Source organism: Saccharothrix longispora, assembly GCF_031455225.1.
Lineage (GTDB): Bacteria > Actinomycetota > Actinomycetes > Mycobacteriales > Pseudonocardiaceae > Actinosynnema > Actinosynnema longispora.
This window is the reverse complement of record NZ_JAVDSG010000001.1, coordinates 6,801,521-6,828,215: the sequence shown is the minus strand read 5'-3', so window position 1 is coordinate 6,828,215 and position 26,695 is coordinate 6,801,521. Positions and strand designations below refer to the sequence as shown.

29 protein-coding genes are annotated in these 26,695 nt (G+C 74.0%); 13 read left to right on the top strand and 16 right to left on the bottom strand.

Annotated features, from left to right (window positions below; genetic code table 11):
- Positions 1–9: 9 nt before the first annotated feature.
- Positions 10–1,482, bottom strand: a complete 1,473-nt coding sequence (locus J2S66_RS29405; RefSeq protein WP_310310825.1) for a cytochrome ubiquinol oxidase subunit I — start codon at positions 1,480–1,482, stop codon at positions 10–12.
- 150 nt (positions 1,483–1,632) lie between these two features.
- On the opposite strand from J2S66_RS29405, the gene J2S66_RS29400 reads away from it, so the two are divergent.
- Positions 1,633–1,962 carry a hypothetical protein gene (locus tag J2S66_RS29400; RefSeq protein WP_306744232.1) on the top strand — a complete coding sequence of 110 codons (330 nt, stop codon included), beginning with the start codon at positions 1,633–1,635 and terminating at the stop codon, positions 1,960–1,962.
- Between the two features lie 46 nt (positions 1,963–2,008).
- On the opposite strand, the gene J2S66_RS29395 is transcribed toward J2S66_RS29400, so the two are convergent.
- From J2S66_RS29395 to J2S66_RS29380, 4 genes are read right to left on the bottom strand one after another with little or no spacing between them, the layout of a single operon-like run.
- Complete coding sequence (locus J2S66_RS29395) at positions 2,009–2,584, bottom strand: Uma2 family endonuclease (RefSeq protein ID WP_310310821.1); 576 nt, start codon at positions 2,582–2,584, stop codon at positions 2,009–2,011.
- Between the two features lie 51 nt (positions 2,585–2,635).
- Positions 2,636–3,304 carry an IclR family transcriptional regulator gene (locus tag J2S66_RS29390; protein WP_310310819.1) on the bottom strand — a complete coding sequence of 223 codons (669 nt, stop codon included), beginning with the start codon at positions 3,302–3,304 and terminating at the stop codon, positions 2,636–2,638.
- Between the two features lie 3 nt (positions 3,305–3,307).
- Positions 3,308–4,510, bottom strand: coding sequence for a fumarylacetoacetate hydrolase family protein (locus J2S66_RS29385; protein ID WP_310310817.1), 1,203 nt, complete (start codon positions 4,508–4,510; stop codon positions 3,308–3,310).
- The gene (locus J2S66_RS29380) at positions 4,507–5,373 is read right to left on the bottom strand and encodes a hypothetical protein (RefSeq protein ID WP_310310815.1); all 867 of its coding nucleotides are present in this window, start codon (positions 5,371–5,373) and stop codon (positions 4,507–4,509) included. The genes J2S66_RS29385 and J2S66_RS29380 overlap by 4 nt, the downstream gene beginning before the upstream one ends.
- Before the next feature lie 70 nt (positions 5,374–5,443).
- On the opposite strand from J2S66_RS29380, the gene J2S66_RS29375 reads away from it, so the two are divergent.
- From J2S66_RS29375 to J2S66_RS29350, 6 genes are read left to right on the top strand one after another with little or no spacing between them, the layout of a single operon-like run.
- Positions 5,444–6,619 carry a homogentisate 1,2-dioxygenase gene (locus J2S66_RS29375; protein WP_310310812.1) on the top strand — a complete coding sequence of 392 codons (1,176 nt, stop codon included), beginning with the start codon at positions 5,444–5,446 and terminating at the stop codon, positions 6,617–6,619.
- Positions 6,620–6,658: 39 nt separating this feature from the next.
- Positions 6,659–7,933 carry an SWIM zinc finger family protein gene (locus J2S66_RS29370; protein WP_310310810.1) on the top strand — a complete coding sequence of 425 codons (1,275 nt, stop codon included), beginning with the start codon at positions 6,659–6,661 and terminating at the stop codon, positions 7,931–7,933.
- Positions 7,930–9,354: a DUF5691 domain-containing protein gene (locus tag J2S66_RS29365; protein ID WP_310310806.1), complete on the top strand. Its 1,425-nt coding sequence runs from the start codon at positions 7,930–7,932 to the stop codon at positions 9,352–9,354. The genes J2S66_RS29370 and J2S66_RS29365 overlap by 4 nt, the downstream gene beginning before the upstream one ends.
- A complete protein-coding gene (locus J2S66_RS29360; RefSeq protein ID WP_310310804.1) occupies positions 9,351–10,436 on the top strand; it encodes an ATP-binding protein in 1,086 nt (361 codons plus the stop codon). Before J2S66_RS29365 ends, J2S66_RS29360 begins: the two co-directional genes overlap by 4 nt.
- Positions 10,436–12,643, top strand: a complete 2,208-nt coding sequence (locus J2S66_RS29355; RefSeq protein ID WP_310310802.1) for a DUF5682 family protein — start codon at positions 10,436–10,438, stop codon at positions 12,641–12,643. Before J2S66_RS29360 ends, J2S66_RS29355 begins: the two co-directional genes overlap by 1 nt.
- On the top strand, positions 12,640–13,815 hold the full coding sequence (locus J2S66_RS29350; protein WP_310310800.1) for a VWA domain-containing protein: 1,176 nt from the start codon (positions 12,640–12,642) through the stop codon (positions 13,813–13,815). Before J2S66_RS29355 ends, J2S66_RS29350 begins: the two co-directional genes overlap by 4 nt.
- 15 nt (positions 13,816–13,830) lie before the next feature.
- Here the strand turns inward: J2S66_RS29350 and J2S66_RS29345 are convergent, their stop codons facing one another.
- On the bottom strand, positions 13,831–14,295 hold the full coding sequence (locus J2S66_RS29345; protein ID WP_310310797.1) for a hypothetical protein: 465 nt from the start codon (positions 14,293–14,295) through the stop codon (positions 13,831–13,833).
- A 62-nt stretch (positions 14,296–14,357) separates the two neighbouring features.
- Positions 14,358–14,831 (bottom strand): hypothetical protein, encoded by a 474-nt coding sequence (locus J2S66_RS29340; RefSeq protein ID WP_310310795.1) that lies wholly within the window; start codon positions 14,829–14,831, stop codon positions 14,358–14,360.
- A gap of 180 nt (positions 14,832–15,011) precedes the next feature.
- Between J2S66_RS29340 and J2S66_RS29335 the strand changes: the two genes are divergently transcribed.
- The 4 genes from J2S66_RS29335 to J2S66_RS29320 all read left to right on the top strand — a co-directional run bounded on the left by J2S66_RS29335 (position 15,012) and on the right by J2S66_RS29320 (position 18,820).
- Positions 15,012–15,770, top strand: a complete 759-nt coding sequence (locus tag J2S66_RS29335; RefSeq protein ID WP_310310793.1) for a DUF2470 domain-containing protein — start codon at positions 15,012–15,014, stop codon at positions 15,768–15,770.
- A gap of 10 nt (positions 15,771–15,780) precedes the next feature.
- On the top strand, positions 15,781–16,545 hold the full coding sequence (locus J2S66_RS29330) for a CPBP family intramembrane glutamic endopeptidase (RefSeq protein ID WP_374726145.1): 765 nt from the start codon (positions 15,781–15,783) through the stop codon (positions 16,543–16,545).
- A gap of 361 nt (positions 16,546–16,906) precedes the next feature.
- Positions 16,907–18,154: an arginine deiminase gene (locus J2S66_RS29325; protein ID WP_310310790.1), complete on the top strand. Its 1,248-nt coding sequence runs from the start codon at positions 16,907–16,909 to the stop codon at positions 18,152–18,154.
- 105 nt (positions 18,155–18,259) lie between these two features.
- Positions 18,260–18,820, top strand: a complete 561-nt coding sequence (locus J2S66_RS29320) for a ferritin (protein WP_310310787.1) — start codon at positions 18,260–18,262, stop codon at positions 18,818–18,820.
- Between the two features lie 4 nt (positions 18,821–18,824).
- Here the strand turns inward: J2S66_RS29320 and J2S66_RS29315 are convergent, their stop codons facing one another.
- The 6 genes from J2S66_RS29315 to J2S66_RS29290 all read right to left on the bottom strand — a co-directional run bounded on the left by J2S66_RS29315 (position 18,825) and on the right by J2S66_RS29290 (position 22,771).
- On the bottom strand, positions 18,825–19,415 hold the full coding sequence (locus tag J2S66_RS29315; protein ID WP_310310784.1) for a hypothetical protein: 591 nt from the start codon (positions 19,413–19,415) through the stop codon (positions 18,825–18,827).
- An 11-nt stretch (positions 19,416–19,426) separates the two neighbouring features.
- A complete protein-coding gene (locus J2S66_RS29310; RefSeq protein ID WP_310310781.1) occupies positions 19,427–20,041 on the bottom strand; it encodes a hypothetical protein in 615 nt (204 codons plus the stop codon).
- Positions 20,038–20,553: a SigE family RNA polymerase sigma factor gene (locus J2S66_RS29305; RefSeq protein WP_310310779.1), complete on the bottom strand. Its 516-nt coding sequence runs from the start codon at positions 20,551–20,553 to the stop codon at positions 20,038–20,040. The genes J2S66_RS29310 and J2S66_RS29305 overlap by 4 nt, the downstream gene beginning before the upstream one ends.
- A gap of 127 nt (positions 20,554–20,680) precedes the next feature.
- Positions 20,681–21,007, bottom strand: a complete 327-nt coding sequence (locus J2S66_RS29300; protein ID WP_310310776.1) for a DUF952 domain-containing protein — start codon at positions 21,005–21,007, stop codon at positions 20,681–20,683.
- A gap of 80 nt (positions 21,008–21,087) precedes the next feature.
- Positions 21,088–22,047 (bottom strand): DUF5926 family protein, encoded by a 960-nt coding sequence (locus tag J2S66_RS29295; RefSeq protein WP_310310774.1) that lies wholly within the window; start codon positions 22,045–22,047, stop codon positions 21,088–21,090.
- A gap of 16 nt (positions 22,048–22,063) precedes the next feature.
- Positions 22,064–22,771 carry a glycerophosphodiester phosphodiesterase gene (locus J2S66_RS29290; protein WP_310310771.1) on the bottom strand — a complete coding sequence of 236 codons (708 nt, stop codon included), beginning with the start codon at positions 22,769–22,771 and terminating at the stop codon, positions 22,064–22,066.
- Between the two features lie 92 nt (positions 22,772–22,863).
- Here J2S66_RS29290 and J2S66_RS29285 point away from each other — a divergent pair, with 92 nt between their 5' ends.
- A complete protein-coding gene (locus J2S66_RS29285) occupies positions 22,864–24,102 on the top strand; it encodes a cytochrome P450 (protein WP_310310768.1) in 1,239 nt (412 codons plus the stop codon).
- A gap of 33 nt (positions 24,103–24,135) precedes the next feature.
- On the opposite strand, the gene J2S66_RS29280 is transcribed toward J2S66_RS29285, so the two are convergent.
- The 3 genes from J2S66_RS29280 to J2S66_RS29270 are packed head-to-tail and all read right to left on the bottom strand — an operon-like array spanning position 24,136 to position 26,289.
- Entirely contained in the window at positions 24,136–25,155 is a 1,020-nt protein-coding gene (locus J2S66_RS29280) for a glycerophosphodiester phosphodiesterase (RefSeq protein ID WP_310310766.1), read from the bottom strand.
- A gap of 25 nt (positions 25,156–25,180) precedes the next feature.
- The gene (locus tag J2S66_RS29275; protein WP_374726144.1) at positions 25,181–25,465 is read right to left on the bottom strand and encodes a DUF397 domain-containing protein; all 285 of its coding nucleotides are present in this window, start codon (positions 25,463–25,465) and stop codon (positions 25,181–25,183) included.
- A complete protein-coding gene (locus J2S66_RS29270) occupies positions 25,462–26,289 on the bottom strand; it encodes a helix-turn-helix domain-containing protein (protein ID WP_310310763.1) in 828 nt (275 codons plus the stop codon). The genes J2S66_RS29275 and J2S66_RS29270 overlap by 4 nt, the downstream gene beginning before the upstream one ends.
- A gap of 90 nt (positions 26,290–26,379) precedes the next feature.
- Between J2S66_RS29270 and J2S66_RS29265 the strand changes: the two genes are divergently transcribed.
- On the top strand, positions 26,380–26,631 hold the full coding sequence (locus tag J2S66_RS29265; RefSeq protein ID WP_310310760.1) for a hypothetical protein: 252 nt from the start codon (positions 26,380–26,382) through the stop codon (positions 26,629–26,631).
- Positions 26,632–26,695: the final 64 nt, after the last annotated feature.

Below are 26,695 nucleotides of genomic sequence, written 5' to 3'. Positions count from 1 at the left end.
TCTCCCCGCTCAGTAGGCGAACTGCAGGTGGTCGTCGGACTTCCCGACGTCGTCGGGCTCCCCGTCCGGCAGCACGCCCGCGACACCCGCGCGGACGTACCGCCGGACCAGGAACACCTCGACGCAGGCCAGCACCCCGTAGACCAGCGTCAAGGCCACCAGCGAGGTCAGCACCTCGCCGACGGTCGAGTTCGAGACGGCGCGCGCGGTGAACATCCACACCCCGTCCACGCCGCTCGGGTTGGGCACCACCACGAACGGTTGGCGCCCCATCTCGGTGAAGATCCAGCCGAAGCTGTTGCCCAGGAACGGCGTCGCGATGCTGCCCAGCGCGAGCCACTTGAACCACGTCCCGCGCGGCACGCGACCGCCCCGGGTCAGCCACAGGATCGCCAGGCCGGACGCCACCGCGATGCCGCCGAACCCGATCATGAGCCGGAAGCCCCAGTAGGTGACGGGCAGGCTCGGCACGTAGTCGATCGGCTTGCCGGACAGCTCGCCCAGCTGCGGGTCGACGGGGTAGTTGGCGCCGTACTTCTCCTGGTACATCGGCACGAGGTCCTGGATGCCCTTGACCTCGGACGAGAAGTCGTTGTGGGCGAGGAACGACAGCAGCGCGGGCACGGTGACGCTCTTGACGCTCTCGCAGTCCTGCCGCGCCACGTCGCCGACGGCGAACACGGAGAACGAGGCGGGTTGCTCGGTGTGGCACAGCGCCTCGGCGGCGGCCATCTTCATCGGCTGCTGCTCGAACATCAGCTTGCCCTGGACGTCACCGCTGACGGCGAGGCCGGCGAACGCGACGACCCCGACCCACGTGCCGAGCTTCACCGACGCGCGCCAGACCGCCCCCTCCTCGGTGCGCCGCCACAGGTGCCACGCCGCGATGCCCACCAGGAACGACGCCGCGACGGCGAAGGCGCCGAAGATCGTGTGCGGGAAGGCCGCGAGCACGGTGTTGTTGCCCAGCACGGCCCAGATCGAGGTGAGCCGCGGTCGTCCGTCGTCCATGACGACGCCCACCGGGTGCTGCATCCACGAGTTCGCGGCCAGGATGAAGTAGGCCGAGATCATCGTGGCCAGCGAGAACGCCCAGGCGCAGGCCAGGTGGACCTTCTTGGGCAGGCGGTCCCACCCGAAGATCCACAGGCCGAGGAAGGTGGACTCGACGAAGAACGCGACGAGCCCCTCCATGGCCAGCGGCGCGCCGAACACGTCGCCGACGAAGCGGGAGTAGGCGCTCCAGGCCATGCCGAACTGGAACTCCTGCACGATGCCGGTCACCACGCCCATGGCGAAGTTGATCAGCAGCAGCTTGCCCCAGAACTTCGTCATGGCGAGGTACTTGCGCTCACCCGTGCGCAGCCAGGCCGTCTGCATGCCCGCGACGAGCAGTGACAGACCGATCGTCAGCGGCACCATCAGGAAGTGGTAGACGGTGGTGATGCCGAACTGCCACCGCGCCAGGTCGAGGACGTCCACGGCAATGAAATTACGTCCGACCTGGGGTTCTTCTCAGGTACGAGGGTCCCGTCCGGACCGGGACCAAGGTCCCGTCCCCTGATCGGGCGCTGAGCGCGGGCGGGGTGCGGGGCTACCGTCGAGGCCCCTGCGACCCGGAGGTGCCGAGACGTGAGACGAACCCTGACCGCCCTGCTGTTATCGGCGGGGGCCGTGCTGGCCTCCGCCCCGGCCGCGAGCGCCGTCACGTCGGTCGACGTGCAGTGCGAGAGCGGCGGCAACCAGTTCTACTGCTTCGCCTACCACGACGCCGTCGCGCCCTACACGGTCAAGTGGTACCTCAACGGCTCGTACGTCGCGAGCCTGGACAACCGCACGTTCACCGGCCGTCGCGGCTGCTCGGGCGGTCGGACCGTGTCCGTGCAGGCGGTGGTGGCCGACGCGACGGGCTCGGTGACCGGCACCGGCGGCGTGTACTGCAACAGCGGCCCCTGGCCGTGATCGGCGCCGCGGCCCCCGGCCCCGCGCCGGGGGCCGCGCGCCCCGCTCAGACGAGGACGTCCAGGTCGAGCCGGACGGGGAACGGCACGTCGGTGGTGAAGACCCCCGTCACGTCGCCGGGGTCCTGGTAGCCGAACCCGCCGGCGAGGTGGCACGCCACCAGCGAGACGGGTTCGGCCAGGTCCACGATCCAGTAGTGGGGAATCCCGGCGTCCGCGTACTCGCCCCGCTTCACGATCCGGTCCATGCGCTTCGACCCCGGCGAGACGATCTCCACGACGACCAGCGCGTCGGACGCCCGGAGCATCCCCCCGTGCGCCACCGCCGCACGGGGGACGACGAGCAGGTCGGGGCGGCGGGAGAACCCGGGGTCGCCGTGGGGGACCAGTTCGAGGTCGAGGTCGACGTCCTGGATCGCCACCAGGTCCCGCGGCAACTGGTCGCGGAGCTGGATGAACAACTCGCCCGAGGCGATCATGTGCAGTGGCGACGGGCTTGGCGACATCAAGATCCGACCTTCTTGCAACTCGGAGTAGCCCGCCTCGACTTCTCCGAGCGCGGCGTATTCGGCGACCGTGAACAAGTGGGGCTCGTTCGCCGAAGGCTCGGGCAGAGCGGTCACTTGGTCCTCCTCGCGTCCACGCCATTCTCACACACGGAGCGTAGTGTTGTCCTAACGCAACGCATCCGCCACCTCCTGGGCCGCGCGCACCACGTGCGGCCCCACGACGTCGCCGTCCAGCCTCTCCAGGGCCACCACGCCCACGCTGGCCCGCAGCCCGGGTACCCCGCGCACGGGCGCCGCGACCCCGAACGCGCCCGGTTGCAGCTCACCCGTCGAGTGCACCCACTGGCGCCCCTCGACGGACAGCCCGATGGCCTTCCCGGCCGCCCCCCGGTGCACGGGGTGGCGCGACCCGACCCGGTAGGCCACGTGGTACGCCGTCCACGAAGGCTCGACGACCGCCACGGCCTGCGCCTCCGACCCGTCCGCCACGGTCAGGTGCGCGGTCGCGCCCACGTGCTCCGCCAGGGTCCGCAGCGCGGGCTGGGCGGCCATGCGCAGCTGCGGCAGGACGTTGGACGCCAGCCGCAGCACGCCGAGGCCCAGCCGGACCTTGGAGCCCTCCCGCCGCACCAGGCCGCGCGACTGGAGCGGCACCAGCAGCCGGTACACGGCGGCGCGCGACGCCCCGATGGCCGCCGCCAGCTCGCTGATCGACGGCGCCTCCGTCTCGGCGTCGGCGACCGCCTGGAGCAGGGCCAGGCCCCGCTCCAGGGTCAACGAGCTCTCCTTCGACGCCGGCGCCGGCGGTCGTCCGCGCGGATCGGGTCTGACCACGGCCTACCCCTCGACGCCGGTGCCGACGCCGACACCGGCGACGGCGGGCGCGATCGTGCCGACCACCTCGGCCAGCCCGACGACCGAACCCCCCTCACCCGGAGCGGTGGCGGTGATGCGCACCGTGTCACCGTCCTCCAGGAAGGTCCGCTCGCCGCCGCCCAGCGCGATCGACTCCTTCCCGCCCCAGCTCAGCTCCAGGAAGGAGCCGCGCTCGGCGCGGTCCGGACCCGACACCGTGCCCGACGCGATCAGGTCGCCCGGACGGACCGTAGCGCCGTTCACCGACAGGTGCGCGAGCTGCTGCGCGAACGTCCACGACATCTCGCGGAACGGGGGCCGCGAGACGACCTCGCCGTTCCACTCGACCTCGATGTCGATGTCGAGGCCCCACGGGTGGTCCTCGACCAGGTAGGGCAGCACGGGGTTGGGCAGCGGCGGCGGGGTGACGCGGGCGACCGCGAACGCCTCCAGCGGCGTGATCCAGGCCGACACGGACGTGGCGAACGACTTGCCCAGGAACGGCCCGAGGGGCTGGTACTCCCACGCCTGGATGTCGCGCGCCGACCAGTCGTTGACCAGGACCACGCCGAACACGTGCTCCACGGCCCTCGACGGGCTCAGCCTGGTCGCCACGGGCCCGCCGCAGACGAAGCCGACCTCGGCCTCGACGTCGAGCCGGCCGGACGGCCCGAACACGGGCCCGCCCGAGGTCCGGCGCTGGCCGTTCGGCCTGGTCACCGGGGTGCCGGACACGACGACCGTGCCCGCGCGGCCGTGGTAGCCGATGGGCAGGTGCGTCCAGTTCGGCGTCAGCGCGTCACCGTCCGGGCGGAAGATGCGGCCGACGTTCTCCGCGTGGTGGCGCGACGAGTAGAAGTCCACGTAGTCGGCCACGGTGAACGGCAGCACGGCGTCGTCCAGCCCGACGAGCGCCGCGCCGCGCGGCGCGGCCCTCGACGTCACCAGCTCGCCCAGCCGGGCCCGCAGCTCGCTCCACGCGGGGCGCCCGGCGGCCAGCAGGGCGTCCAGGGACGGCCCCGCCACGAGGGGCGCCAGCCGCTCCCCCAGGCTCAGGCCGCGCAGCGGCAGCGCGTGGTCGCCCAGCCGCACCGCGACGCCGTGGCCGGCCAGCACGCCGTAGGGCAGCGTCTGCGGCCCGAACGGGGCGTCCGCGGTGAACGCGGGGTCGTCGACCCAGCTCACAGCAGCCCCAGGTGGTCGAGGTCGGTGATCGGCTCGTCCAGCGAGCACGACCCGTAGGAGGCGAACACGCCGCGGACGGCGTGCGCGGCCTGGTCGGACAGCGACCCGGCCTCCTCGCCGAGCGCGGCCGCGTCGGTGCTGGCCAGCGCTTCGCGCACGTCGCCGCCGGACAGCGCCCGCGCGGTCGCCACCAGCAGGTTGAGGAACCCGTGGTGGGTGAAGCCGGTCTTCTCGTCGGTGTGCCGGACGGCGTGGTGCAGGCCGGCGGTCGCCTTGAAGGCCACCCCGCCGGAGCTGACCACCGCGAGGAAGTCGGCGACCTCGTCGACGCTCGGGAAGTTCTCCCTGCTGACGCCGCCGCAGCGCAGCTTGGGCCAGCTGCCGTGCTCGATGACGCGGCGCACGCCGTCCAGCCACTCGGCGCCGCCCCGGCGGGGCTCGACGACGCGGATGACGTCCTCGGGGACGAACTCCGAGACGCGTTCCAGCCACACCTCGTCCACGTCGGACGGGGCGGGCATCTCGACCATGCGCAGGGCGAGGAGCTCGCTGCGGGACTCGACGATCGACACGGCCTTGGGTACACCGCCCAGGCCGGTGTCGATGACCAGTGAGAGGGCGATGGGCTTCACCGGCTTGACCTTGATCAACTCGGTGATGAGCTCGGCGAGTCGCGACGCCGGGCACAGGAACAGGCCGACCGCGCCGGCCCATTCCCCGCTGCGCGCGTCGAGGTGGCCGCGGACCGCGTCGGGCATGTTCGCGTTGCCCGGCGGGAACAGTGCGGCGTCGTCGACGAGCCTCGCGAGCAGGGGCGGAGTCCCGCGTGGACCGGGCGCACGGAGTTCGAAGGCGCTTGACACGGCTGACACGCTAGTGGCGTACCGGTCAATGAACAAAGATGTCCGATTATCGAACGCCCGGAGTGAGACGATGGCGTACTACCGCCAGGTCGGTGAGATCCCCCGAAAGCGCCACACGCAGTTCCGCGATCCGGAGGGGGGTCTGTACGCGGAGGAGCTGATGGGGGCCGAGGGCTTCTCGGCCGACTCGGCCCTGCTCTACCACCGCCACCTGCCCACCGCCATCGTGGACGCGGTCACCGTCGAGGAGGACCGCGGCGCCCTCGCACCCAACCTCCCGCTCAAGCCGCGGCACTTCCGCACACCCGACCTGACCTGGGACGACGACGCGGACGCGGTCACCGGGCGGCGCACCCTGCTCGGCAACTCCGACGTCCTCATCGGCTTCGTGAGGGCCACCGCGCCCAGCCCCCTGTACCGCAACGCGACGGGCGACGAACTGCTGTACGTGCAGGCCGGCGCCGGGGTCGTGGAGACGGTCTACGGCGCCCTGCCCGTGGCGGAGGGCGACTACGTCGTGCTGCCCACGTCGTGCACCTACCGGGTGGTGCCGGACGAGCCGATGAGCCTGCTGGTGCTGGAGGCGACCGGGCACGTCGGGCCGCCGCGCCGCTACCTGTCGGCCAAGGGGCAGTTCCTGGAGCACTCGCCGTACTGCGAGCGCGACGTGCGCGGGCCGACCGAGCCGCTGCTGGTCGACGGCGAGGACGTGGACGTGCTGGTCAGGCACCGCGCCGGGCTCACCCGGTTCACCTACGCGAACCACCCGTTCGACGTCGTCGGCTGGGACGGCTGCCTGTACCCGTGGGCGTTCCACATCCGCGACTTCGAGCCGATCACCGGCCGCGTGCACCAGCCGCCGCCCGTCCACCAGACCTTCGAGGGTCCGAACTTCGTGGTGTGCTCGTTCATGCCGCGCAAGGTCGACTACCACCCGCTGGCGATCCCGGTGCCGTACAACCACGCGAACGTGGACTCCGACGAGCTGATGTTCTACGTGGGCGGCGACTACGAGGCCCGCAAGGGCTCGGGCATCGGCATCGGGTCGCTGTCGCTGCACCCGTCGGGCTGCACGCACGGCCCGCAGCCGGGCGCGGTGGAGGCCTCCCTGGGCGCGGAGCGCTTCGACGAGACCGCGGTCATGGTCGACACGTTCCGGCCGTTGCAGCTGGGCGAGGCGGCGCTGGCGACCGAGGACCCGGAGTACGCGTGGTCCTGGGCGCGCCGGGGGCCCGACCTTGACTGATCGGCTCCTTGTCGGGGGGCACCTCTAACGTCAGCCGGCATGGACGCGCAGACGCTGCTCGGCACGGCGCCGGACGGGCAGGTGGCGAGCGCCGCCACCCGGCTCGCCGGGTCGTCCGGCTGGCACGGGACGGGGCGCGGCGACACCGCCCTGTGGGGCCTGTGCGCGGGCAGCGGCAAGAACCCGTACCAGGTGTGCGTCGACCTGGCCGACCGCGCCGCGAAGTGCTCGTGCCCGTCGCGGAAGTTCCCGTGCAAGCACGCGCTCGCGCTCCAGCTGCGGGACGTGCGCGAACCGCTGCCGGCCGGCGAGCCCCCGGCGTGGGTGGCGGAGTGGCTGGACCGCCGAGCCAGGCCGGCCGCCGCGGTGGACGACTCGCCGGAGGCCGTGCTGCGGCGGGCCAGGGCCAAGGAGAAGACGGCGCTGGCCAGGCAGGACGCGGTGCGCGGCGGCGTGGCCGGGTTGACCGACTGGCTGGCCGACGTGGCCGGTTCCGGCATCGCCGGGCTGCCGTCGCGCGACGGGGCGTGGTGGCGCTCGATCGAGGCGCGGATGGTCGACGCGCAGGCCAGGGGCCTGGCCGCGGCGGTCGCGGGGGTGCGCGACGCCGTGGCGGCGGGCGGGCCGGCGTGGGCGCACGACGCGGCCGACCGGCTGGGCGGGCTGCACCTGCTGGCGCGGTTGGCCGGGTCGTCGGCCCTGGCGGACGTGGTGCGCCGCCGGTTGGGCTTCTCCGTGGCGGAGGAGGAGGTCCGCGCGGGGGCGGGCTGGGCGGACCGCTGGGTGCCGCTGCTGAAGCTGGAGTCCGACGACGGGCTGGTGCGGACCGTGCGGCAGTGGGTGTGGGGGCGTGAGCGCGGCTGGGTGGTCGTCGTGCGGCACGAGGGGGGCGGTGGTCGGCCCACCCCGCCGCTGGCGCACGGGGTGGCCGTCCAGGGCGTGCTGCACCCGTACCCCGGTGCGCCGCCGCACCGGGTGGCGGTGGGCGAGGTGGCGGTGGGCGGACCGGTCGGGCCGGTCGACGCGGCGCCGTCGTGGCGGGAGGCGCTGGCCGGGCTGGAGGCGTGGCTGCGCGCCGACCCGTGGGAGCGGCTCCACCCGCTGGGGTGCGCGGGCGTGCGGCTCACCGGGGACACCGCGCACCTGGTCGACGGGACCGGGCGCGGCCTGCCGGTGCGGGCCGACGTGGCGCTCGACCAGGCGCTGGCGGTGACGGGCGGCGCGGCGTTCGACGCGTGGGGTTTGTGGGACGGGCACTCGCTGCGGCTGGGGGCCGTGGCCGGGCCGGGCCGGGCGCCGGAGGTGCTGGGGTGACCCTCGCCGACGAGTGGGAGCGGACCGTGCAGGCGGCGCTGATCGGGGCGCACCGCGCCGGCACGACGCCGGCCGCGCTGCTCGACCGGATGGCGGAGCTGGGCGTCGCGGCGCACGGCGCGCGGCTGCCGCCCGTCGTGGACGAGCCCCTGCTCGCACCGGCTCCCGCGGCCGACGACGCGCGGGCCCACGCCGCGGCCCGGGACGTGCTGGTGGAGATCCTCGCCCTGGACGACCAGGTGCTGCTCACCGAGTGGTGCGGCCTCGCCCGGACCGCCGGGGTGACCGCCGACCCGCGCGAGCTGCCCACCCTCCTCGGGCTCGGCACCGCGCACCCCGGGCTGCGGTCCGCGGTGACCGCGGTGCTCGGCGCGCGCGGGCGCTGGTTGGCCGGGCTGCGGGACCGCTGGGCGTGGGCGACGGGCGCCGGGCACGAGGACGTGGACCTGGAGCAGGCGCTCGACCTGCCCGGCGCGTCCCGGTTGGCCGCGCTGCGCCGGGCCCGCACGCGCGACCCGGCGGGCACCCGCGCGTTCGTCGACGCGCGGTTCGACGCGCAGCGCCGCGCCACCGACCGGCAGGTGCTGGTCGGTGCCCTGGAGACCGGGTTGGGGCCGGAGGACGAGCCGCTGCTCGAACGCGCCCTCGACGACCGGGCGATCGGCGTGCACGACGAGGCGCTGCGGCTGCTGCGCACCCTGCCCGGCTCGGCCCTCGCCGAACGGGCCGCCGAACGCCTGCACCGCGGCCTGTGGCTCACCGGCGACGGGTTCGACGTGCAGGACGACGAGCTGTGGACGGAACTCGCCCCCGGACCGGAGGAGGCCCGCGACCTGCTCAAGGACGGTTCCGAGACCGGCGTGACCGGGCGCATCCGGGGGGCGGCGGCGAGCGTGCCGCCGGCGCACTGGACGAACCGGCTCGACACCGACGACGCGGGCGCGGCGGCCGAGCTGGCGAGGGGGCCGTGGGCGTCGGCGCTGCTGCGGGGCGTGGCGCAGAACCTGAGGCTCGCCGTCGACGCCCGGCCGTGGGCGGTCGCGGCCACCCGGTCGCTGACCGGCATGGAGCAGCTGGAGATGCTCGCCGGGCTGCCCGCCGACCTGGCCGCGCGGACCGTGGTCGAGGTGTCCCGGCAGTGGAACTACGACCTGCTCGACCACGCGTGCTCGCAGCTGCCCGCGCCGTGGGGGCCGCGGGCGACCGCCGAGCTGCTCGACCGGTACGCGGCCATGCGCGACCCGAGGTGGCGCGCGGGCCGGCCGCCGTCGGTGCTGCTGGCGCGCGGTGACGCCGAGGTCCTGGGCGCCAACTGGGACCGCATCACCGGGCGCTGGCCCGAGCACACCGTCGAACTCGACGTCCTGCGGCTGCGGATGCGGCTGCGCGGGGCGTTCAACACCCGGGAGGAAAGCCAGTGACCGAGACCGTGCTGCGGCCCGCCGCGGAACAGCAGTACGCCGCCGAGCTGGCGGCCCTGGCCGCCGCGGACGACCGGCCGCGCCCGCCGCGGTGGCGGATGTCGCCCCGGGCCGTGGTCACCTACGTGCTGGGCGGCGCGCTGCCGGACGGCACGGTGATCACGCCGAAGTACGTGGGCGACCGGCGGTTGGTGGAGGTCGCGGTCGGCACGCTGGTGACGGACCGGGCGCTGCTGCTGGTCGGCGTGCCGGGGACGGCGAAGTCGTGGCTGTCGGAGCACCTGGCGGCGGCGGTGAGCGGGAACTCGACGCTGGTCGTGCAGGGCACCGCGGGCACCGGCGAGGACCAGGTCCGCTACGGCTGGAACTACGCCCGGCTCATCGCCGAGGGCCCGTCGGAGGCGGCGCTGGTGCCGAGCCCGGTGATGACGGCCATGCGGACCGGGGCGGTGGCGCGCGTCGAGGAGCTGACCCGGATGCCCGCCGAGGTGCAGGACTCGTTCATCACGGTCCTGTCGGAGAAGGTGCTGCCGGTGCCGGAGCTGGGCATCCAGGTGCAGGCGGTGCCCGGGTTCACGGTGATCGCGACCGCGAACGACCGGGACCGGGGCGTGAACCAGATGTCGTCGGCGCTGGCGCGGCGGTTCAACACGGTCGTGCTGCCGCCGCCCGCGAGCGAGGACGCCGAGGTGGAGATCGTGCTGGCGCGGGCGTCGCAGCTGGGCCGGGCGCTGGAGCTGCCGGCCGAGCCGCCCGCGCTGGAGGAGGTGCGCCGGGTGGTGCGGATCTTCCGGGAGCTGCGCGACGGGTCCACGGTGGACGGCCGGACGCAGCTGAAGAAGCCCAGCGGCAGCCTGTCCACGGCCGAGGCGATCTCCGTGGTGACCGGCGGCATGGCGCTGGCCGGGCACTTCGGCGACGGTCGGATCACCGCCGACGAGCTGGCGTCCGGGCTGCTCGGGGCCGTGGTGAAGGACCGGGTGTCGGACGCGGCGGCGTGGCAGGAGTACCTGGAGGCGGTCGTGAAGGAGCGCCCGGACTGGCGCGACCTGTACCGGGCGTGCCGGGACCTGGTGGGCTGATGCCGCTCCCGGAACGCGTGGCCCTGCTCGGCATCCGGCACCACGGGCCGGGGTCGGCGCGCATGGTCACCGCCGCGCTGGACGCGACGCGGCCCGAGGTGGTGCTCGTCGAGGGGCCGCCGGAGGGCGACGCGCTGCTGGCGCACGTGCCGGGGCTGGTGCCGCCGGTGGCGTTGCTGCTGCACGACGAGGCGGAGCCGGCGCGGGCCGCGTTCTGGCCGTTCGCCGAGTTCTCTCCGGAGTGGCGGGCGGTGGTGTGGGCGCACGAGCACGGCGTCCCCGTGCGGTTCTTCGACCTGCCGGCGGCGGCGTCGCTCGCCGAACCCGACTCGACACCGGACTCGACGCCGCGGGCGGCGCTGGACCCGCTGGGCGTGCTGGCCGAGGCGGCCGGGTTCGACGACCCGGAGCGGTGGTGGGAGGACGTGGTCGAGCACCACCGCGACCCGACCGACCTGGCCGAGGCGGTGGCGGAGGCGATGGGGGCGCTGCGCGAGGAGTTCGCCGACCAGGTGGACGCGCGGACGTTGCGGCGCGAGGCCGCGATGCGGCAGAACCTGCGGCGGGCCCTGAAGGACTTCGCCGGGCCCGTCGCGGTGGTGGCGGGGGCGTGGCACGTGCCCGCGTTGCGCGACCTCGGGCCGGCCTCGGTGGACGCGGCGGCGCTGAAGGGGTTGCCGCGGCGGAAGGTGTCGGGCACGTGGGTGCCGTGGAGCCACGGCCGGCTGGCGGCCGACTCCGGGTATGGCGCGGGCGTGGCGTCGCCCGGCTGGTACGGGCACCTGTGGGAGTGCGCGGGGCGCGGTGACGCCGTGGCGCGGTGGTTCGCGCGGATGTGCGGGGTGCTGCGGGCCGAGGACCTGCCGGCGTCGACGGCGGGCGCGGTGGAGGCCGTCCGGCTGGCGGACGCGCTGGCGGCGATGCGCGGTCGGCCGTCACCGGGGCTGTCGGAGGTGCTGGAGGCGGCGCTGGCCGTGCTGTGCGGTGGTGACGAGACGCCGTTGCGGCTGGTGCACGCCCGGCTGGTGGTGGGCGAGCGGCTGGGCGAGGTGGGACCGGGCGTGCCCAGGTCCCCCCTGGCGGCCGACCTGGCGCGCGCGCAGCGGCGCCTGCGGCTGCCGGCCACGGCGGAGGTGAAGCCGATCCGCCTGGACCTGCGCAAGGACACGGACCGGGAGCGCTCGAAGCTGCTGCGGCGGCTGGAGGTGCTGGGCGTCCCGTGGGGCACGCCGGACGCGACGCGGACGCTGGGGACGTTCGCCGAGGCGTGGCAGCTGCACTGGAAGCCGGACTTCGAGGTGGCGCTGGCCGTCGCCGCGCGGCACGGCACGACGGTCGAGGCCGCCGCGCGCCGGGTGCTGGTGACGGGTGCGGCGGAGGCGACCCGCGTGGTGGGGGCGGCGGACGCGCTGAGCCGGTCGGTGGGGTGCGAGATCCCGGAGGCGGTCGCCGCGGCGCGCGAGGCCCTGGACCGCTGCGCGGCGGCGGCCACGGACGCGCTGGAACTGCTGGCCGCCCTGCCGGACCTGGCCACGACGGTCCGCTACGGCTCGGTCCGCGGCACGGACCCGGACCTGCTGCGGGTGGCGCTGCACGGCCTGCTGGCCCGGGGCGCCGTCGGCCTGCCCCTGGCGTGCCGGGGCGTGGACGACGACACGGCGGAGCGCGCGCTGCGGGCGGTGGACGGCGCCGACGAGGCGGTGCGGCTGGCGGCGGACGACGAGCACCGGGAGACGTGGCGGAGGGCACTGGGGGCGCTGGTCGCGATGCCGGACGCGCACGGGCTGCCGAGCGGCCGGGCGACGCGGCTGCTGTGGGAGTCGGGGCTGATGGGCTCGGACGACGTGGCCGTCCGGCTGCACCGGGCGGTGTCCGGCACGGGGGGCGCGGGGGTCGGGGCGACGGCGTTCGTGGCCGGGTTCCTGCGCGGGTCGGCGGCGCTGCTGACGGCGGACCCGCGGCTGTTCGCCGTGGTCGACGAGTGGCTCACCGGGCTGTCCGGCGCGGACTTCGAGGCCGCCGTGCCGCTGCTGCGGCGGGCGGTGGCGGAGTTCAGCCCCGCCGAGCGGCGGATGCTCGGGGACCGGGTGCGGGCGGTGGGCACGGGCGCGCGCGCCGGCGGGGTGTCGGGGCGGGACTGGGACGAGGAGGTGGCCGGGCGGCTCGCGGGGCACGTCCGGGAACTCCTCACGGGGGTGGCCGGGTGAGCGACGAGGACGAGCGGCTGCGGCGGTGGCGGCTGCTGCTGGGGGGCGCGGCCGGGGACCTCGCCGCCCTCGGCGAGGACGACCGGCGCCGGGACTCGGCGCTGACCGGGCTGTACGGGGGCGGGGCCCCGTCCGACGCGCCCGAGGCCCACGGGAAGCGGAGCGCCGGGCTGGGCGGGTCGTCGCCGGTGCTGCACCGGTGGCTGGGCGACGTCCGCACGTACTTCCCCAGCTCGGTGGTCCAGGTCATGCAGCGGGACGCGGTGGAGCGGCTCGGCCTCCGGCAACTGCTGCTGGAGCCCGAGCTGCTGTCCGGCATCGAGCCGGACGTGTCGCTGGCCGGGACGCTGGTGTCGCTGGCGGGCGCGATCCCGGAGCGCACCCGCGAAACGGCGCGCGCCGTGGTCCGCAAGGTCGTCGAGGACATCGAGCGCCGCCTGGCCGAACGGCTGCTGGCCGCCGTGCACGGGGCGGTCGACCACTCCCGGCGCACCAGCCGGCCGCGCCTGGCCGACGTGGACTGGGACCGGACCATCCGCCGCAACCTGCGGCACTACCAGCCCGAGCAGCGGACCGTGGTGGTGCAGGACCTGGTCGGCAACGGCAGGCGCAGCCGGCAGGCCTCGCTGCGGGACGTCGTGCTGCTGGTCGACCAGTCCGGGTCGATGGCGGAGTCGGTGGTGTACTCGGCGGTGCTGGGCGCGTCGCTGGCATCGCTGAGGGCGGTCGACACGAGGCTGGTGGTGTTCGACACCGAGGTCGTCGACCTCACCGAGCAGCTCGACGACCCGGTGGACCTGCTGTTCTCCACCCAACTGGGCGGCGGCACGGACATCAACCGGGCGGTCGCCTACGGCCAGTCGCTGGTGCGCCGCCCGACGGACACGGTGCTGGTGCTGATCAGCGACCTGTTCGAGGGCGGCGTGGCGCACGAGCTGCGGCGCCGGGTGCGGGAGCTGGTGCGCGGCGGGGTGACGGTGGTGGTGCTGCTCGCGCTGTCGGACAGCGGCACGCCGGCGTACGACCACGAGCTGGCGGCGCAGCTGTCGGAGCTGGGGGCGCCCGCGTTCGCCTGCACGCCGGACCTCTTCCCGGACCTGCTGGCCACGGCGATCAGGCGGGAGGACGTGGCCGCCTGGGCCGAGCGGAGCGGGATCGCGGTGGGCCGCTGAGCGGGCGGGGCCGGGTCAGCGGATCACCACGCGGCCCAGGGTGAGGAACGGCGCGCCGCGCGTCAGGACGGCCGCCCGGCCGCGCGGGTCGGGACCGGCCATCCACACCTGGCCGCCTCGGCGGATGTTCTCGCGCACCCGTTCGGGGAGTTCGGACAGGCGCAGGAACGTGCGGTCGGACCCTTCGGTCTCCAGGTAGGTCTGCCGCCCGACGCGAGCGCGACCGGGCACGAAGTGCACCGGCACGGCGTGCCTCGGGTACGTCTCCAGCAGCCGCCGCAGGCTGCGCCTGGTCAGGAAGTGCCGCAGGCCGGGCACGGCGAACTCCAGGCACAGCGGTGAGAGCACGAACACCCAGCGCGAGCCGAGCCACTCCGACACGAGCCACAGCACGACGAACGCCACCAGCGCGATGCCGATGAACCCCACCGCCCGCCGGTCGGATCCGGCCAGGCACTTCCGCACCCACGTTTCGCCCACCACAGCTCCCAGGAAACCGGAATTCCACTCCGGGGGTCGGCTCTCGGAACGATCAGCAAACCTCAGGCGCGCACGACGCGGGCCGCGAACAGCCTCGGCACGCCCCGGAACGTCACGACGGTGTTGCCGGCGCGGTCGGCGGCGACGACCCAGGCGCGGCGGTGCCGGCTGATGCGCCCCCGGACGAGCGGGCCGGCGCTGACGTCCAGGACGACGGGCCGCTCACCGTGGACGACGAGCCGCCCGCCGCGCCAGTGGACGCGCACGTGGATCCACGCGCGGTGGTCGAGGCCGCGGGGGAACGACGGTCGCCGGGTCAGTCCCAGGCCCGTGACCAGCGCGGAGAACACCAGGAGCACGAGCGGCAGGGCGGAGGTCACGTCGAGCGCGAAGATCAGCACGAGCTGGAGCGCGAACGCCACCGCGCCGAGCACGACCCACCAGAACACCCGCCGCCCGGCGATCTCCAGGCAGTACCGGGTCCACTGGTCGTCGAGGGCCGCGCCCTCGGTGGAGGGCTTGTCCGGCACGCCCACCAGGCCACCTCCCCAGGCCCGCCTCCCGCTCGGCGTCGATCAGGCTACGGCCGCCGTCACCCGGACGGGATAGCCCAACCGGCGCACTACCGCGGCACGTCCTACCCTGCGGTGCGCCGACGTGGGACTTCCGCCGACGGGCCCCGCCAAGTTAGGCTCCCCTAAGTTGGGAGGTGAGCGATGAACGAGACGCGTCGACCGCCCGCCCCGCACCCGGCGGAGCGGGCGCGCACCATCGCCGCCCGGGGTGGGCGCGCGGCCCTGTCGCCGTCGGACGGCACGGAGCACCGGGTGACCCCGGTGCTGCACCACGTGCACCCGTCCGGGAGCGCCACCATCGTGCTGCCGGACGAGCACCCGCTGGTCGGGGCGGCGCGCGGGGCGGAGCTGACCGCGATGCTGGAGCTCGCCGACCACGCCCCCGTGCCGTTGCGCGAGCCGGTGCGCGGCCTGCTGTGGATCACCGGGTGGCTGCGCGCGCTGGACCCCCGGGAGGCGCGCGAGGCGTGCCTGGAGGTCGCCGAGGAACGCCCCGACCCGAGGCTGCTGGACGTGGGCCACGGCGCGAGCGCGCTGGTGCTGAGCCCGGCGTCGCTGGTCGTGGCGGACGCGGAGGGCACGACGTCGGTGCGGCCGGAGCTGTTCGCGCAGGCGGAGCCGGACCCGTTCGCCGCGCACGAGGACCACTGGCTGCGGCACCTGGAGCTGTCGCACCGCGACGTCGTGGGCCTGCTCGCCGGGCACCTGCCGGACCACCTGCGGGGCGGGCACGTGCGCCCGCTCGGCCTGGACCGGTTCGGGCTGCGGCTGCGGGTGGAGATGCCCGACGAGGACCACGACGTGCGGATCGCGTTCTCCCGCCCGGTCGGCACGCCGCAGGAGCTGGCGGTGGAGCTGCGCAGGTTGATGGGGTGCCCGTTCCTGGCGCGGCGCGGTTAACGTTGCGCGGGTGATCGAACCCCTCGACGCCCGGGAGCGCACCGGCTACCGGGTCGAACTGCTCCTCGTGTTCGCGATGACGCTCGGCCTGTCCGGGTTGCGCAGCCTGGTGCGGCTGCTGGACAGCCTGCTCAACCCGGTGCCGCTGAACGAGCAGAAGGTCGCGATCAACGTCCCGCAGGCGCGGTTCGACCTGCTGGACCTCGTCGCGCAGCTGCTGGGGGTCGTGCAGCTGGCCGCGTGGGGCGGGTTGGGTCTCTACCTACTGTGGCGCGGCGGCATCAGGCTGCGGGTGCTGGGGCTCGACCGCACCCGGCTCGGGCCGGACGCGCTGGGCAGCCTCGGGCTGGCGGCCGTCATCGGCATCCCGGGGCTGGTGTTCTACCTGGTGGCGTGGAACCTGGGGCTGAACCTGGCGGTGCAGCCGGCGACCCTGGACGAGGCGTGGTGGCGCAGCGCGGTGCTGGTCCTGGCGGCGGCGGGCAACGCGTGGGCGGAGGAGGTGCTCGTCGTCGGGTACCTGATCACCCGGCTGCGGCAGCTCGGGTGGCGGGACGGCACGGCGCTGGTGGCGAGCGCGGTGCTGCGCGGGTCGTACCACCTGTACCAGGGGTTCGGCGGGTTCGTCGGCAACGTGGTGATGGGCCTGGTGTTCGGGTGGGTGTGGCAGCGGACGAACCGGCTGTGGGTGCTGGTGCTGGCGCACACCCTGCTCGACGTGGTCGCGTTCGTCGGCTACACGGCGTTGCGCGGGCACGTGTCCTGGTTGCCGTAGCGGCGGGGCGGGAGGTCGCCCGCGGCGAGCAGCCGACACCGGCACGCGGTGGGCGGCGACCGGCGCGGGCCGCCGCCCACCACGTGCGGTCCGGCCGCCGCGGACGACCGGGTCTGACAACCGGTTCTCGGCACGATGCCGCGACGCGTTGAGCGCTGAGCCGCCAGTTCACGCTTTGGTGTGAAGGCGTACCGACCTGTGCCACCGAACCGGCGGGCGCGCACCGGCGCGCAACAAAGAAATGGTCAAAGCCGCAAGTCACGCAACGAAACGCCGCGTTCACGACCTCATGCGATCGACTTTGCCAGAACGGGCCTCTCCGAGCTGCTGATCGCACCGGTGCCGGGTTACCCTCGAACGCGTGACTGCGCACATCGCCCGGACCGAGGCCGCCGACAGCCGGCCGTTCCCCGCGCCCCGCGTCGACAGCGAGGTGGGCCCCCTGCGCACGGTGCTGCTGCACCGCCCCGGCGCGGAGCTGAAGCGGCTCACCCCGCGCAACAACGACCAGCTGCTGTTCGACGGCGTGCCGTGGGTCGACCGCGCGCAGGAGGAGCACGCCGCGTTCGCCGAGGTGCTGCGCGGACGCGGCGCCGAGGTGCTGCTGCTGGCGGACCTGCTGGTCGACGCCCTGCACGACGACCGGGCGCGGATCGCGGGCATCCACAGCGCGGTCAACGAGCGGCGGCTCGGCATCGACCTGGCGGACGCGCTGCGCTCGCACCTGACGTCGATCACCCCCGAGCAGCTCGCCACCGCCCTGATGACCGGCATGACGTTCGAGGAGCTGCCGGCCGCCGAGGGCGCGTCGCTGGTGCGCAAGATGCACCACCCCATCGACTTCGCGGTCGACCCGCTGCCGAACCTGCTGTTCACCCGCGACTCGTCGGTGTGGGTGGGCGACCGGGTCGCGATCACGTCGCTGGCGCTGCCCGCGCGCGACCGGGAGACCGCGCTCACCGATCTGATCTACGCCTACCACCCGAGGTTCCGGAAGACCGGCCGCGCGTACGGCGCGCACTCCGCGCCGGTCGAGGGCGGTGACGTGCTGCTGCTCGCGCCGGGTGTGCTGGCCATCGGCGTGGGCGAGCGCACCACGCCCGCGGGCGCCGAGTCGTTCGCCCGGTCCGCGCTGGCCGACGGCCTCGCGCACACCGTGCTGGCGGTGCCCATCACGCAGGAGCGGGCGACCATGCACCTCGACACGGTGTGCACGATGGTCGACCGCGACGCCGTGGTGATGTACCCGGCGGTGCGGGACAACCTGTTCGCCTTCCCCGTGCGGTCCGACGGCGACGGCGGCGTCGTGGTGGAGGACCGTCGGCCGTTCCTGGACGCGGCGGCCGAGGCGATGGGCATCGACCGGCTGCGGGTCATCGACACCGGCCTGGACCCGGTGACGGCCGAGCGCGAGCAGTGGGACGACGGCAACAACACGCTCGCCGTCGGTCCCGGCCTCGTGGTGGCCTACGAGCGCAACGTGGAGACCAACGCGCGACTGGAGGACGCGGGTGTCGAGGTGCTCCGGATCAGCGGCTCCGAGCTGGGTTCCGGGCGCGGCGGACCGCGCTGCATGTCGTGCCCGATCGACCGCGCGCCACTCGTGTGACATTCTCCGGAAAGGGTTGCCTAAGCTTTCTTCGGCAACCCTTTCCTCATTGTGCAGAGCCTTGCCTTCAATGCGCGGGAAGATAATCCGAGATATTCTCGGGTCATGGCCATCAACTTGAAGAAGATTTCGTCGACGACCGGGACCAAGTTCCACGACCTGCTGCGCGAGCAGGTCCACAACGAGCTGACCGCATCGCAGCAGTACCTGGCCATCGCGGTGTGGTACGACGGCAACGACCTGCCGCGCCTCGCGTCGCACTTCTACGAGCAGGCCCTGGAAGAGCGCAACCACGCGATGATGATCGTGCGGTACCTGCTGGACAGCGGACTGCCGGTGACCATTCCCGGCGTCGACGAGGTCCGCAACGACTTCGCCTCGGCCCGCGAGCCCGTCGTGCTCGCGCTGGCCCAGGAGAGGACCGTCACCGAGCAGGTCGTGACGCTCGCCAGGACCGCCCGCGACGAGGGCGACTACATCGGCGAGCAGTTCCTCCAGTGGTTCCTCAAGGAGCAGGTGGAGGAGGTCGCGGCGATGAGCACGCTGCTGACCGTGGTCGACCGCGCCGACGGCAACCTGTTCCACGTGGAGGCGTTCCTGACCCGCGAGAACGTGGGCGACGCCGCCGACGCGAGCGCCCCGCGCGCGGCCGGCGGGGCGCTCTGACGCGTCACTCGTGGCAGGTCTGCCCGATGCGGCTCAGGCTCAGGCTGGTGATCACCGTGCCGTCGATCGAGTAGGCGGAGTACTCGTTGCCCGTGTCGAGCGCGACCTTGTGGCCGTACTCGTTCGCCACGGCCGACGGGTACAGCTCCGGCACCCTGGCGGGCTCGTCCCCGTTGCGCAGCCCCTCCGGGGTGCCCGGTCCGCGGGTGACGATGATCGACACGGCCGTCCGGGACCGGTCGAACACCACCGAGCCGCGCAGCGGCAGCGCGAAGTCGTGGTAGGCGCACGGGTGGGTGGCGGGGCTGCTCCGCCCGCCGATGAGACCGGTCGCCTCGACCTCGGCGAACGTGTCGCCCAGCCTGATCGGCCCCAGGCCCTCGTGGTCGAGCACGGTCGGCGTCCCGGCCACGACCGTCTCGGTGACGGTGCTCGCGGCGGTGACGCCCGTCGCGATCCCGGTCGCGCTCCCGGACGTCGTGGCGGCCGGCGTCGCGTCGGTCCCGGACGTCGACGCGGACGTCGACGTCCCGGGCGCGCACGCGATCGCGGTCACGAGCAGCGCGGCCAGGGTCGTCGTCCGTCGCAGGGTCATCGGTCGCAGGGTCATCGGTTGTCGCACGGTGAGTCCTCCATCTCCAGTTCCACGGCGGTGATCAGCCCCGCCTCGGCGGTGAACGAGTAGCGCCACGGCGGTCGGCCCGGCATGGCGACGACGAGGCCGGCGGCGCCGGGGTACGCGGCGGCCAGCTCGGCCGTCGTCGACCCCGCCCCGATCCCGGCGGCGGTGGTGCCCGGCTGCGGCAGGCGCACCCCGACCACGACGCCGTCGGGCGAGGCGACGACCGCACCGCCGTCGTGGGCGGGGTAGCGGCGGCAGCCGCCGGGCAGGTCGACGGGGGCGCCGAGCAGGCCGCTGTCCCGCGCCGCCCGCTCCTCCGCGCCCAGGCGCAGCGGGCCGTACCCGGGCGGCGGGTCCACGGTGACCGTGACGACGTGCGGGGCGGGGGGCGTCGCGGGTTCCGAGCCGCCGACGCGCAGGCCGGTGGCCAGGCCGCCCACCGCGAGGACCACCGCGGTCGACGCGGCCACCGCGCCCACCGCCCGCCTGCGCCGACGCCTGGCCGCCCGTGCCACCAGCGCGCCCTCCGCGCCCTCCCGCACCGGCACGTCGAGCCGCTCGTCGGCCAGCAGCGCCCGCAGGTCGTCCTCCAGGTTCACGACCACTCCTCCGCTCGTGCGCGCAGCGCGGCCATCGCCTTGCTGTTCTGGCTCTTGACCGTGCCGCGCGCGATGCCGAGGGTGTGGGCGATCTCCGCCTCCGACAGGCCCTCGTAGAAGCGCAGCACCACGACGGCGCGCTGGCGCGGCGGCAGCTCGCGCAGCGCCCGCCACAGCGGTTCGTGCTCCAGCCGGTCCGCGGCCGCGTGGGCGGGCGAGTCCGGCAGGTCGGCGACGAGGTTCTCGCGCCTGCGCCGCCGCCACCGGCTGATGTGGGTGTTCGCCATGGCCCGCCGCGCGTAGGCCAGCGGGTCGGGGTCCTTGCGCAGCAGGGAGGCCCAGCGGGCGCCGACCTTCTCCAGCACCGCCTGCACGAGGTCCGCCGCGTCGTGCGGGTTGCCGGTCAGCGCGTGGCCGTAGCGCAGCAGGCCGGGCAGCGAGGCCCGCGCGAACTCCGCGAAGTCGGCGGCCGACCCCGCGGTCACGCGCTCGTCCGCTGTCGCCGCGACCACCTCGCCACCTCCCCTCCTCCTCGACGTGAAGACCACGCACGAGGGGGCGGATCGGTTGCCCCGGGACAGATCAGGACCGGGACGGATCAGGACCGGCCGGGTTCCGGGGGGTGGGGCGGGGTGGGGCTCACGACACGGGCAGGGGCCGGAAGCGCCCGTCCGCGTCGGGCGTGAACTCGTGCACGGCGACCACGTGGTCCGCCGGGACCGGCCCGTAGACGTGCGGGAACCACGGGCCGTCCTCGCCGGTCTCCCCCGGTTCCCACAGCACCGGCAACCCCTCGGGGTCGACCACCAGCAGCACGAGGTCGTGCCGGGCGGGGTACAGCCGGTTCGCGGGCAGGTGCACGGTGCCCCAGTCGGAGCAGTGCACGAAACCGTCGGGGTCGAGCGGGACCGCGCCCTCCTCGCGGGCGCGGGCCCAGTCGTCCCTGGAGCTGATTCGGAGGATCACGCGGACTCCTCGTCGTCCACACCCGCCCACGGGGTTGTCCACAGGGCCTGTGGACAGGTGTGGGGATACCTGTGGACAGGTCAGCGCAGGGTGATCTGCCGACCGCGCAGGCCGTCGCGCGCCCGGCGCTCCGCCTCGCTGAGCGGTTCGGCGTCGAGGCCGGCCAGGGCGTCGCTGACGCGCTTGCCCAGGGCTTCCGCGCCCGGCGCCCACTCGCTGGAGTGCAGCTCGCGGTCGAGGTCCCACACGGGGACGAGCAGGCCGTGCGCGCGGAACGAGCCCGCGTACCGGGAGCCCTCGCCGAGGTCCAGTTCGCCGCGCACGGACAGCCGGGCCAGCGCCGCCAGCAGCGTCTCCTCGGGCTCGGGCCGCACCCAGCGCAGGTGCGCCTTGTCGCCCGCGTCGACCCAGTAGGCGGCCTCGACGTCGGGGGCGTCGACGCGCTCGGTGGGCAGGATCGCGGCGTTCGCGCGCTCCAGGGACAGGGCGACGTCGCCGGTGGGCTCGTTGTCCGGCGGCAGCCACCACGCGAAGTCGGCGTGCAGGTCGGGGCTCAGCGTGGCCCCGGTGTCGAGCAGGTCCTGCAACCGGCCGGGGTCGTCGCCGTTGTCCGGGCCGACCACGGGCAGCGCGTCGCCGGTCTCGGCGTTCAGCGCCCACCGCACGGCGCGTGCCAGGTCGCGGCTCAGGTCGCCGGAGCGGGTCTGCACCTGGAGGCCGACGAACGCGGTGCCGTCCGCGCGGACCAGGCCCGCGGCGGCCATCGGCAGCACGGTGGCCAGCGTGACCTCGCGCGCCGCACCGTCCTTGAGCGGCAGCTTCACCGTCGCCGAGGGCACGAACTCGCGGAGCGCGATCAGCTCGGCCTCGGCGGCCAGGCCCTCGAACGGGCGCGAGACGATCACGTCCGCCGCGCCACCCGCCGCACCGTGGCACGCCTTGTAGCGCTTGCCGGAGCCGCACGGGCACGGCTGGCGCGGGTTCACGCCGCCCGCCGACTTGTCCTTCACGGCGTCCTTCACGGCCGTCCGCTTCGCCACCGCCGCCTCCAGGGTCTCAGGGCTGGTCGGGCGTCAAGTTAGCCGCAAGGTGCTCGCGCGTTTCCCCCGGGTTGTCGGTCGCGAGGAACCGGACGCCGCGGTCCCGGCACAACGCTATGTCGGCCGGCTCGTTGACGGTCCACGTGTAGACACCTTGCCCCCGATCCGGGTGACGCCTGAGCAGGTGAATGCCGGGGCCGGCGTAGTCGACGAAGCGGGGCAGCGTGCGCGGCCACAGCCGGTCGTAGAGCAGCACGGTCGGCACGTCCGGCTTGAGCTTCTTGAACCGGTGCACGGCGAAGACGGAGAACGACATCACGACCGCCTCGACCGCGTGCCGGTTCAGCACGGCGGCCAGCGTCCGCTCGACCTGCGCCCCGTACCGCACGGGGTGCTTCGTCTCGACGAACAGCCGCGTGCCGTGGTCCTGGGCGAGACCGATCAGCGCCTCCAGGGTGAGCACCGGGGAGGGCTCGCCACCGTGCCAGGCGCCGAAGTCGTGCCGCTGGAGCTCGGCGAGCGTCAGGTCGCTCACCTTGCCGTGCCCGTCACTCGTCCGGTCGATGACCCGGTCGTGGACGCAGACGAGGTGGCCGTCCTTCGTCAGCCGCACGTCGCACTCCAGCCCGTCCGCGCCCTGCCGGAGGGCGAGGTCGTAGGCGGCGAGCGTGTGCTCCGGGCGGCGGGTGGACGCCCCGCGGTGGGCGACGATCTCGGGCGACACGGGGTGAATGCTCCAGGTGGAGCACCGAGCGGGTCAACTCGGCTACGTCATGTCACAGCTCGCTCAATGTTTGAGTGGACAACCACACTCGGATGGACGCGAGCACAGCTCAAGACCTACCGTCCGTGACCGTGACCGTGACGTTCGACCAGCGCGACCCCGCTTTCATCGCGGACCCGTACCCGGTGTTCGCCGCCCTCCGAGAGCAGGGGGACGTGCACTGGCACGAGGACATGGGCATCGCCGTGGCCGTGTCGCACGCGGCGTCGTCGGCGGTGCTGCGGCACCGGTCGCTCGGGCGGCTCTGGACGGACGCGACGCCGCTGGAGCGGTTCGGCTCGTTCAACCTGCTGCACCGCAACTCGCTGCTGGAGAACGAGCCGCCCACGCACACGAGGTTGCGCAGGCTGGTGGCCGCCGCGTTCGGCCGCGGTCACGTCGAGCGGCTGCGCCCGTGGATCGCGGACCTGGCCGACCGCCTCGTGGACGGGCTCGTGGCCGAGGTCGACGCCGCGGGCTCGGCCGACCTGCTGGCCCACGTCGCCTCCCCCCTGCCGGTCGAGGTGATCGCCGAGCTGCTGGGCGTGCCGACCGCCGACCGGCCGCTGCTCCAGCCGTGGTCGAACGCCATCGTGAAGATGTACGAGTACGGCCTGGCCGAGGACAAGCGGGACGCGGCCGAGCGGGCGGCGGGCGAGTTCGTGGCGTACCTGCGCGACCTGGTGGCGCACCGCCGGGCGAACCCGGGCGACGACCTGGTGTCGGACCTGGTGGCGGTGACCGACACCGACGGCGCGAAGCTCACCGAGGACGAGCTGGTGGCGACCGCCGTGCTGCTGCTGATGGCCGGCCACGAGGCGACGGTCAACGTCATCGGCAACGGCGTGCGGGCACTCGTGGACCACCCGTCCGAGTGGCAGCGGCTCCTCGACGACCCCACCCTCCTGCCCACCGCGGTCGAGGAGCTGATCCGCTACGACTCGCCGCTCCAGCTGTTCGAGCGCACGGCGACGGAGCCGGTCACGATCGCGGGTCACACGGTCGAGCCGGGCCGGAAGATCGCCGCGCTGCTGGGTGCGGCGGCCCGCGACCCGCTCGTCTTCGCGAACCCGGACGTCCTCGACGTCGGCCGCACCCCGAACCCGCACCTGGGGTTCGGCATGGGCATCCACTACTGCCTGGGCGCGCCGCTGGCCCGCATCGAGGTGCAGGCGGCCGTGTCCTCCCTGACCCGCAAGCTGCCCGGCATCGCCCTGGCCGCCCCGCCCCGGCAGCGGGCCGAGTTCGTCATGCGCGGGGTGCACGAGCTGAGGCTGACGCGGCAGCGGTGACCGGGTCCGGGCGCGCCGGCCCGTGGCGCGCGGTCAGCGCGCCGGGTACGCGCGGGGGAGCCTGAAGCCGCGCTCGGCCATGACCTCGCGCAGGCGGTCCGGGTAGTCGGTGATGATGCCGTCCACGCCGTCGTCGATCAGCTTGTGCATGGTGGCCTGGTCGTTCACCGTCCAGGGGACGACCTTCAGGCCGTGCCGGTGCGCCTCGTCCACCAGGGCTTTCGTCGTGAACGGGACGTAACCCGGGTCCCCCACCGTGCCGTTCTGCGGGTTGCCGTGCACCGGCGACAGGGCGGACGCGCCGAAGCTCTCGACCGCCTCCACCACGCTGCCGCCGAAGTCGGCCAGGTCGAGGCCGCCGGTCCACGGCGAGCCGGGGCGCAGGAACTCGGGCTGGGTGAGGGCGACGAGCGGGATGCGCGGCTCGGCCCTGCGCCACAGCATCAGGGTGCCCCAGTCGAACGACTGGACCGTGACGTTGCGGTGGAAGCCGGAGCGGCGGATCTCGCGGGACGTGACCTCGACGAACTGCTCGCGCGGCGCGGTCTCGTGCGGCGCGGCGGCCTCGACCTTCGTCTCGATGTTGAACTTCACGTCCCACGCCCGGTGGCGTCGGGCCAGGGCGAACACCTCGGCGAGCGTCGGCATCCGCGCACCCGGCGAGAGTTCCTGGTCCGGGTACTGCGACCAGCGCCGCGACCCGCAGTCGAGGGTGCGGACCTGCGCGAACGTCAGGTCCTTCACGTACTTGCCCGCGTACGGGAACGCCGGGTCGCCGGGGGTGGCGGGGGCCGTGTCGACGCACTTGGCGGGGTTGGTCCTGCGGTCGTGGGTGACGACCTCACGGCCGTCACTGGTGATCTGGACATCCAGTTCGAGCGTGGTCACGCCGAGTTCCAGCGCCTTGCCGAACGCGGCCAGGGTGCTCTCGACGGTCAGCCCGATCCCGCCCCGGTGGGCCTGAAGGTCGAACGACTTCCGGGGGTGGCCGTGCGCGGCGGCCACGCCGGGGACGACGAGGGACAGGACCAGTGCCGCCGCGAGTGCCCGCATGGCGTCCACCGTGGCACGGGCGGGGTCAGGAACCCAAGCGCCGCAGGAAGAACGCCCACTGAACAGCGGGGAACGCCAACGTTGCGGCGGTCGGGTTCTTCGAGTCCCGGACACCGACGACAGGGCCGGCCGACGCCACCTCGACGCAGTTCGCGTTGCTGGCACCGTTGCTCCGGCTGCTCTTCCGCCACACCGCGTCGACGAACGCCACTTCGACGCAGTTGGTGTTGCTCGCGCCCCCGCTGCGGCTGCTCTTGCGCCACACCGCGCCAGTGAAGTCCACTGTGGACATATTCGTCGCCTCTTTCACTCGGTCAGGACGCGCTCGACGAGGGCGATCGACTCCGCGAGGCCCAGCGCTTGGGAAGCCAGGTGCTCGAACTCCAGCCTAGCCTCGCGGAGCTGGTTCCCCTCCTCGATGTGCACGGCTCCCACCATGTGCTCGATGAACAGCACCGGCGGTTCGAGGGGGTCGGCGAAGTCGAGCAGCGCGAAGCTGCTCACCATGCCCGCGTGGGCGCCACCGGCGTCGGCGAGGATGCGGATCGACACGTTGGACAGGTCCGCCATCTCGCGCAGGTGGCGCAACTGCTCCCGCATCACCGCGGCGCCGCCGACCACCTTCCGCAACGCCGCCTCGTCGATGATCGCGTCCAGCCGCAGGGGGTTGCGCGGGTCCGTCAGGCGCTCCTGCCTGATCCGGCGGACCCGGATGTCGTTCTCCAGCCAGCGCTTCGTGCGGGCCAGTCGGTGCGCCGCGAACAGCGCCCGCATGTAATCGCCGGTCTGGAGCAGGCCGGGGATCACCAGGAGTGAGAGTTCGCAGACTTCGACGGCTTCCGTCTCGACGTCGACGTAACCCTGGTTCTCGATGCCGAAGGTGGTCCACCAGCCGGGCTCCCTCGCCCGCACCGCCTGGTCCAGCAGGTCCGGGTCGTACTGGTCGTACAGGTCCATCATCGACTTGGCGAGGTGGACGTCCAGGATCGTCTCGCCGCGCTCGATCCGGTGCAGCGTCGACCTGGTCCGGTACAGGGCCTTCGCGGCGTCGTCCAGGGTCAGCTTGGCCGCGATCCTCATGCGGGCGAGCTTCTTGCCCAACCGGCGGCGGCGGAACGGGGGTGGAGTGGGCACGCGTCAGCATGGTCCGGCGGGATCTCCGGATGTGGGATTCCCGGTTCACCCCTTGGGCTGGAGCGGATCTCCCGTCGGACAGTCGGTCCCGTGGAAGCGAACCTCTTCAGCCTCGTGGACGCCGCCGACAGCACGCGCATCTTCGCGTGGGGCATGGAGATCATGGAGGAGGACACGACGACCGCCGTGGTCTACCGGCGTGATCCGGTGACCGGGCGCACGATGCTCGGCCAGCACCGGTCGGCGGAGTCGGCGCTGGCCCGGTACGGCCGGCGCGTACCACTGGTCCTGGCGTGGGAGTTCGACGAGGAAGAACCGCTTGGGAACAGTGGCCCGGCGTGACGTTCGCCCGCCTCCTGATCACCCTGTGACTCCGCCTGTTTCACCTGATCAAGTGATGAAATGG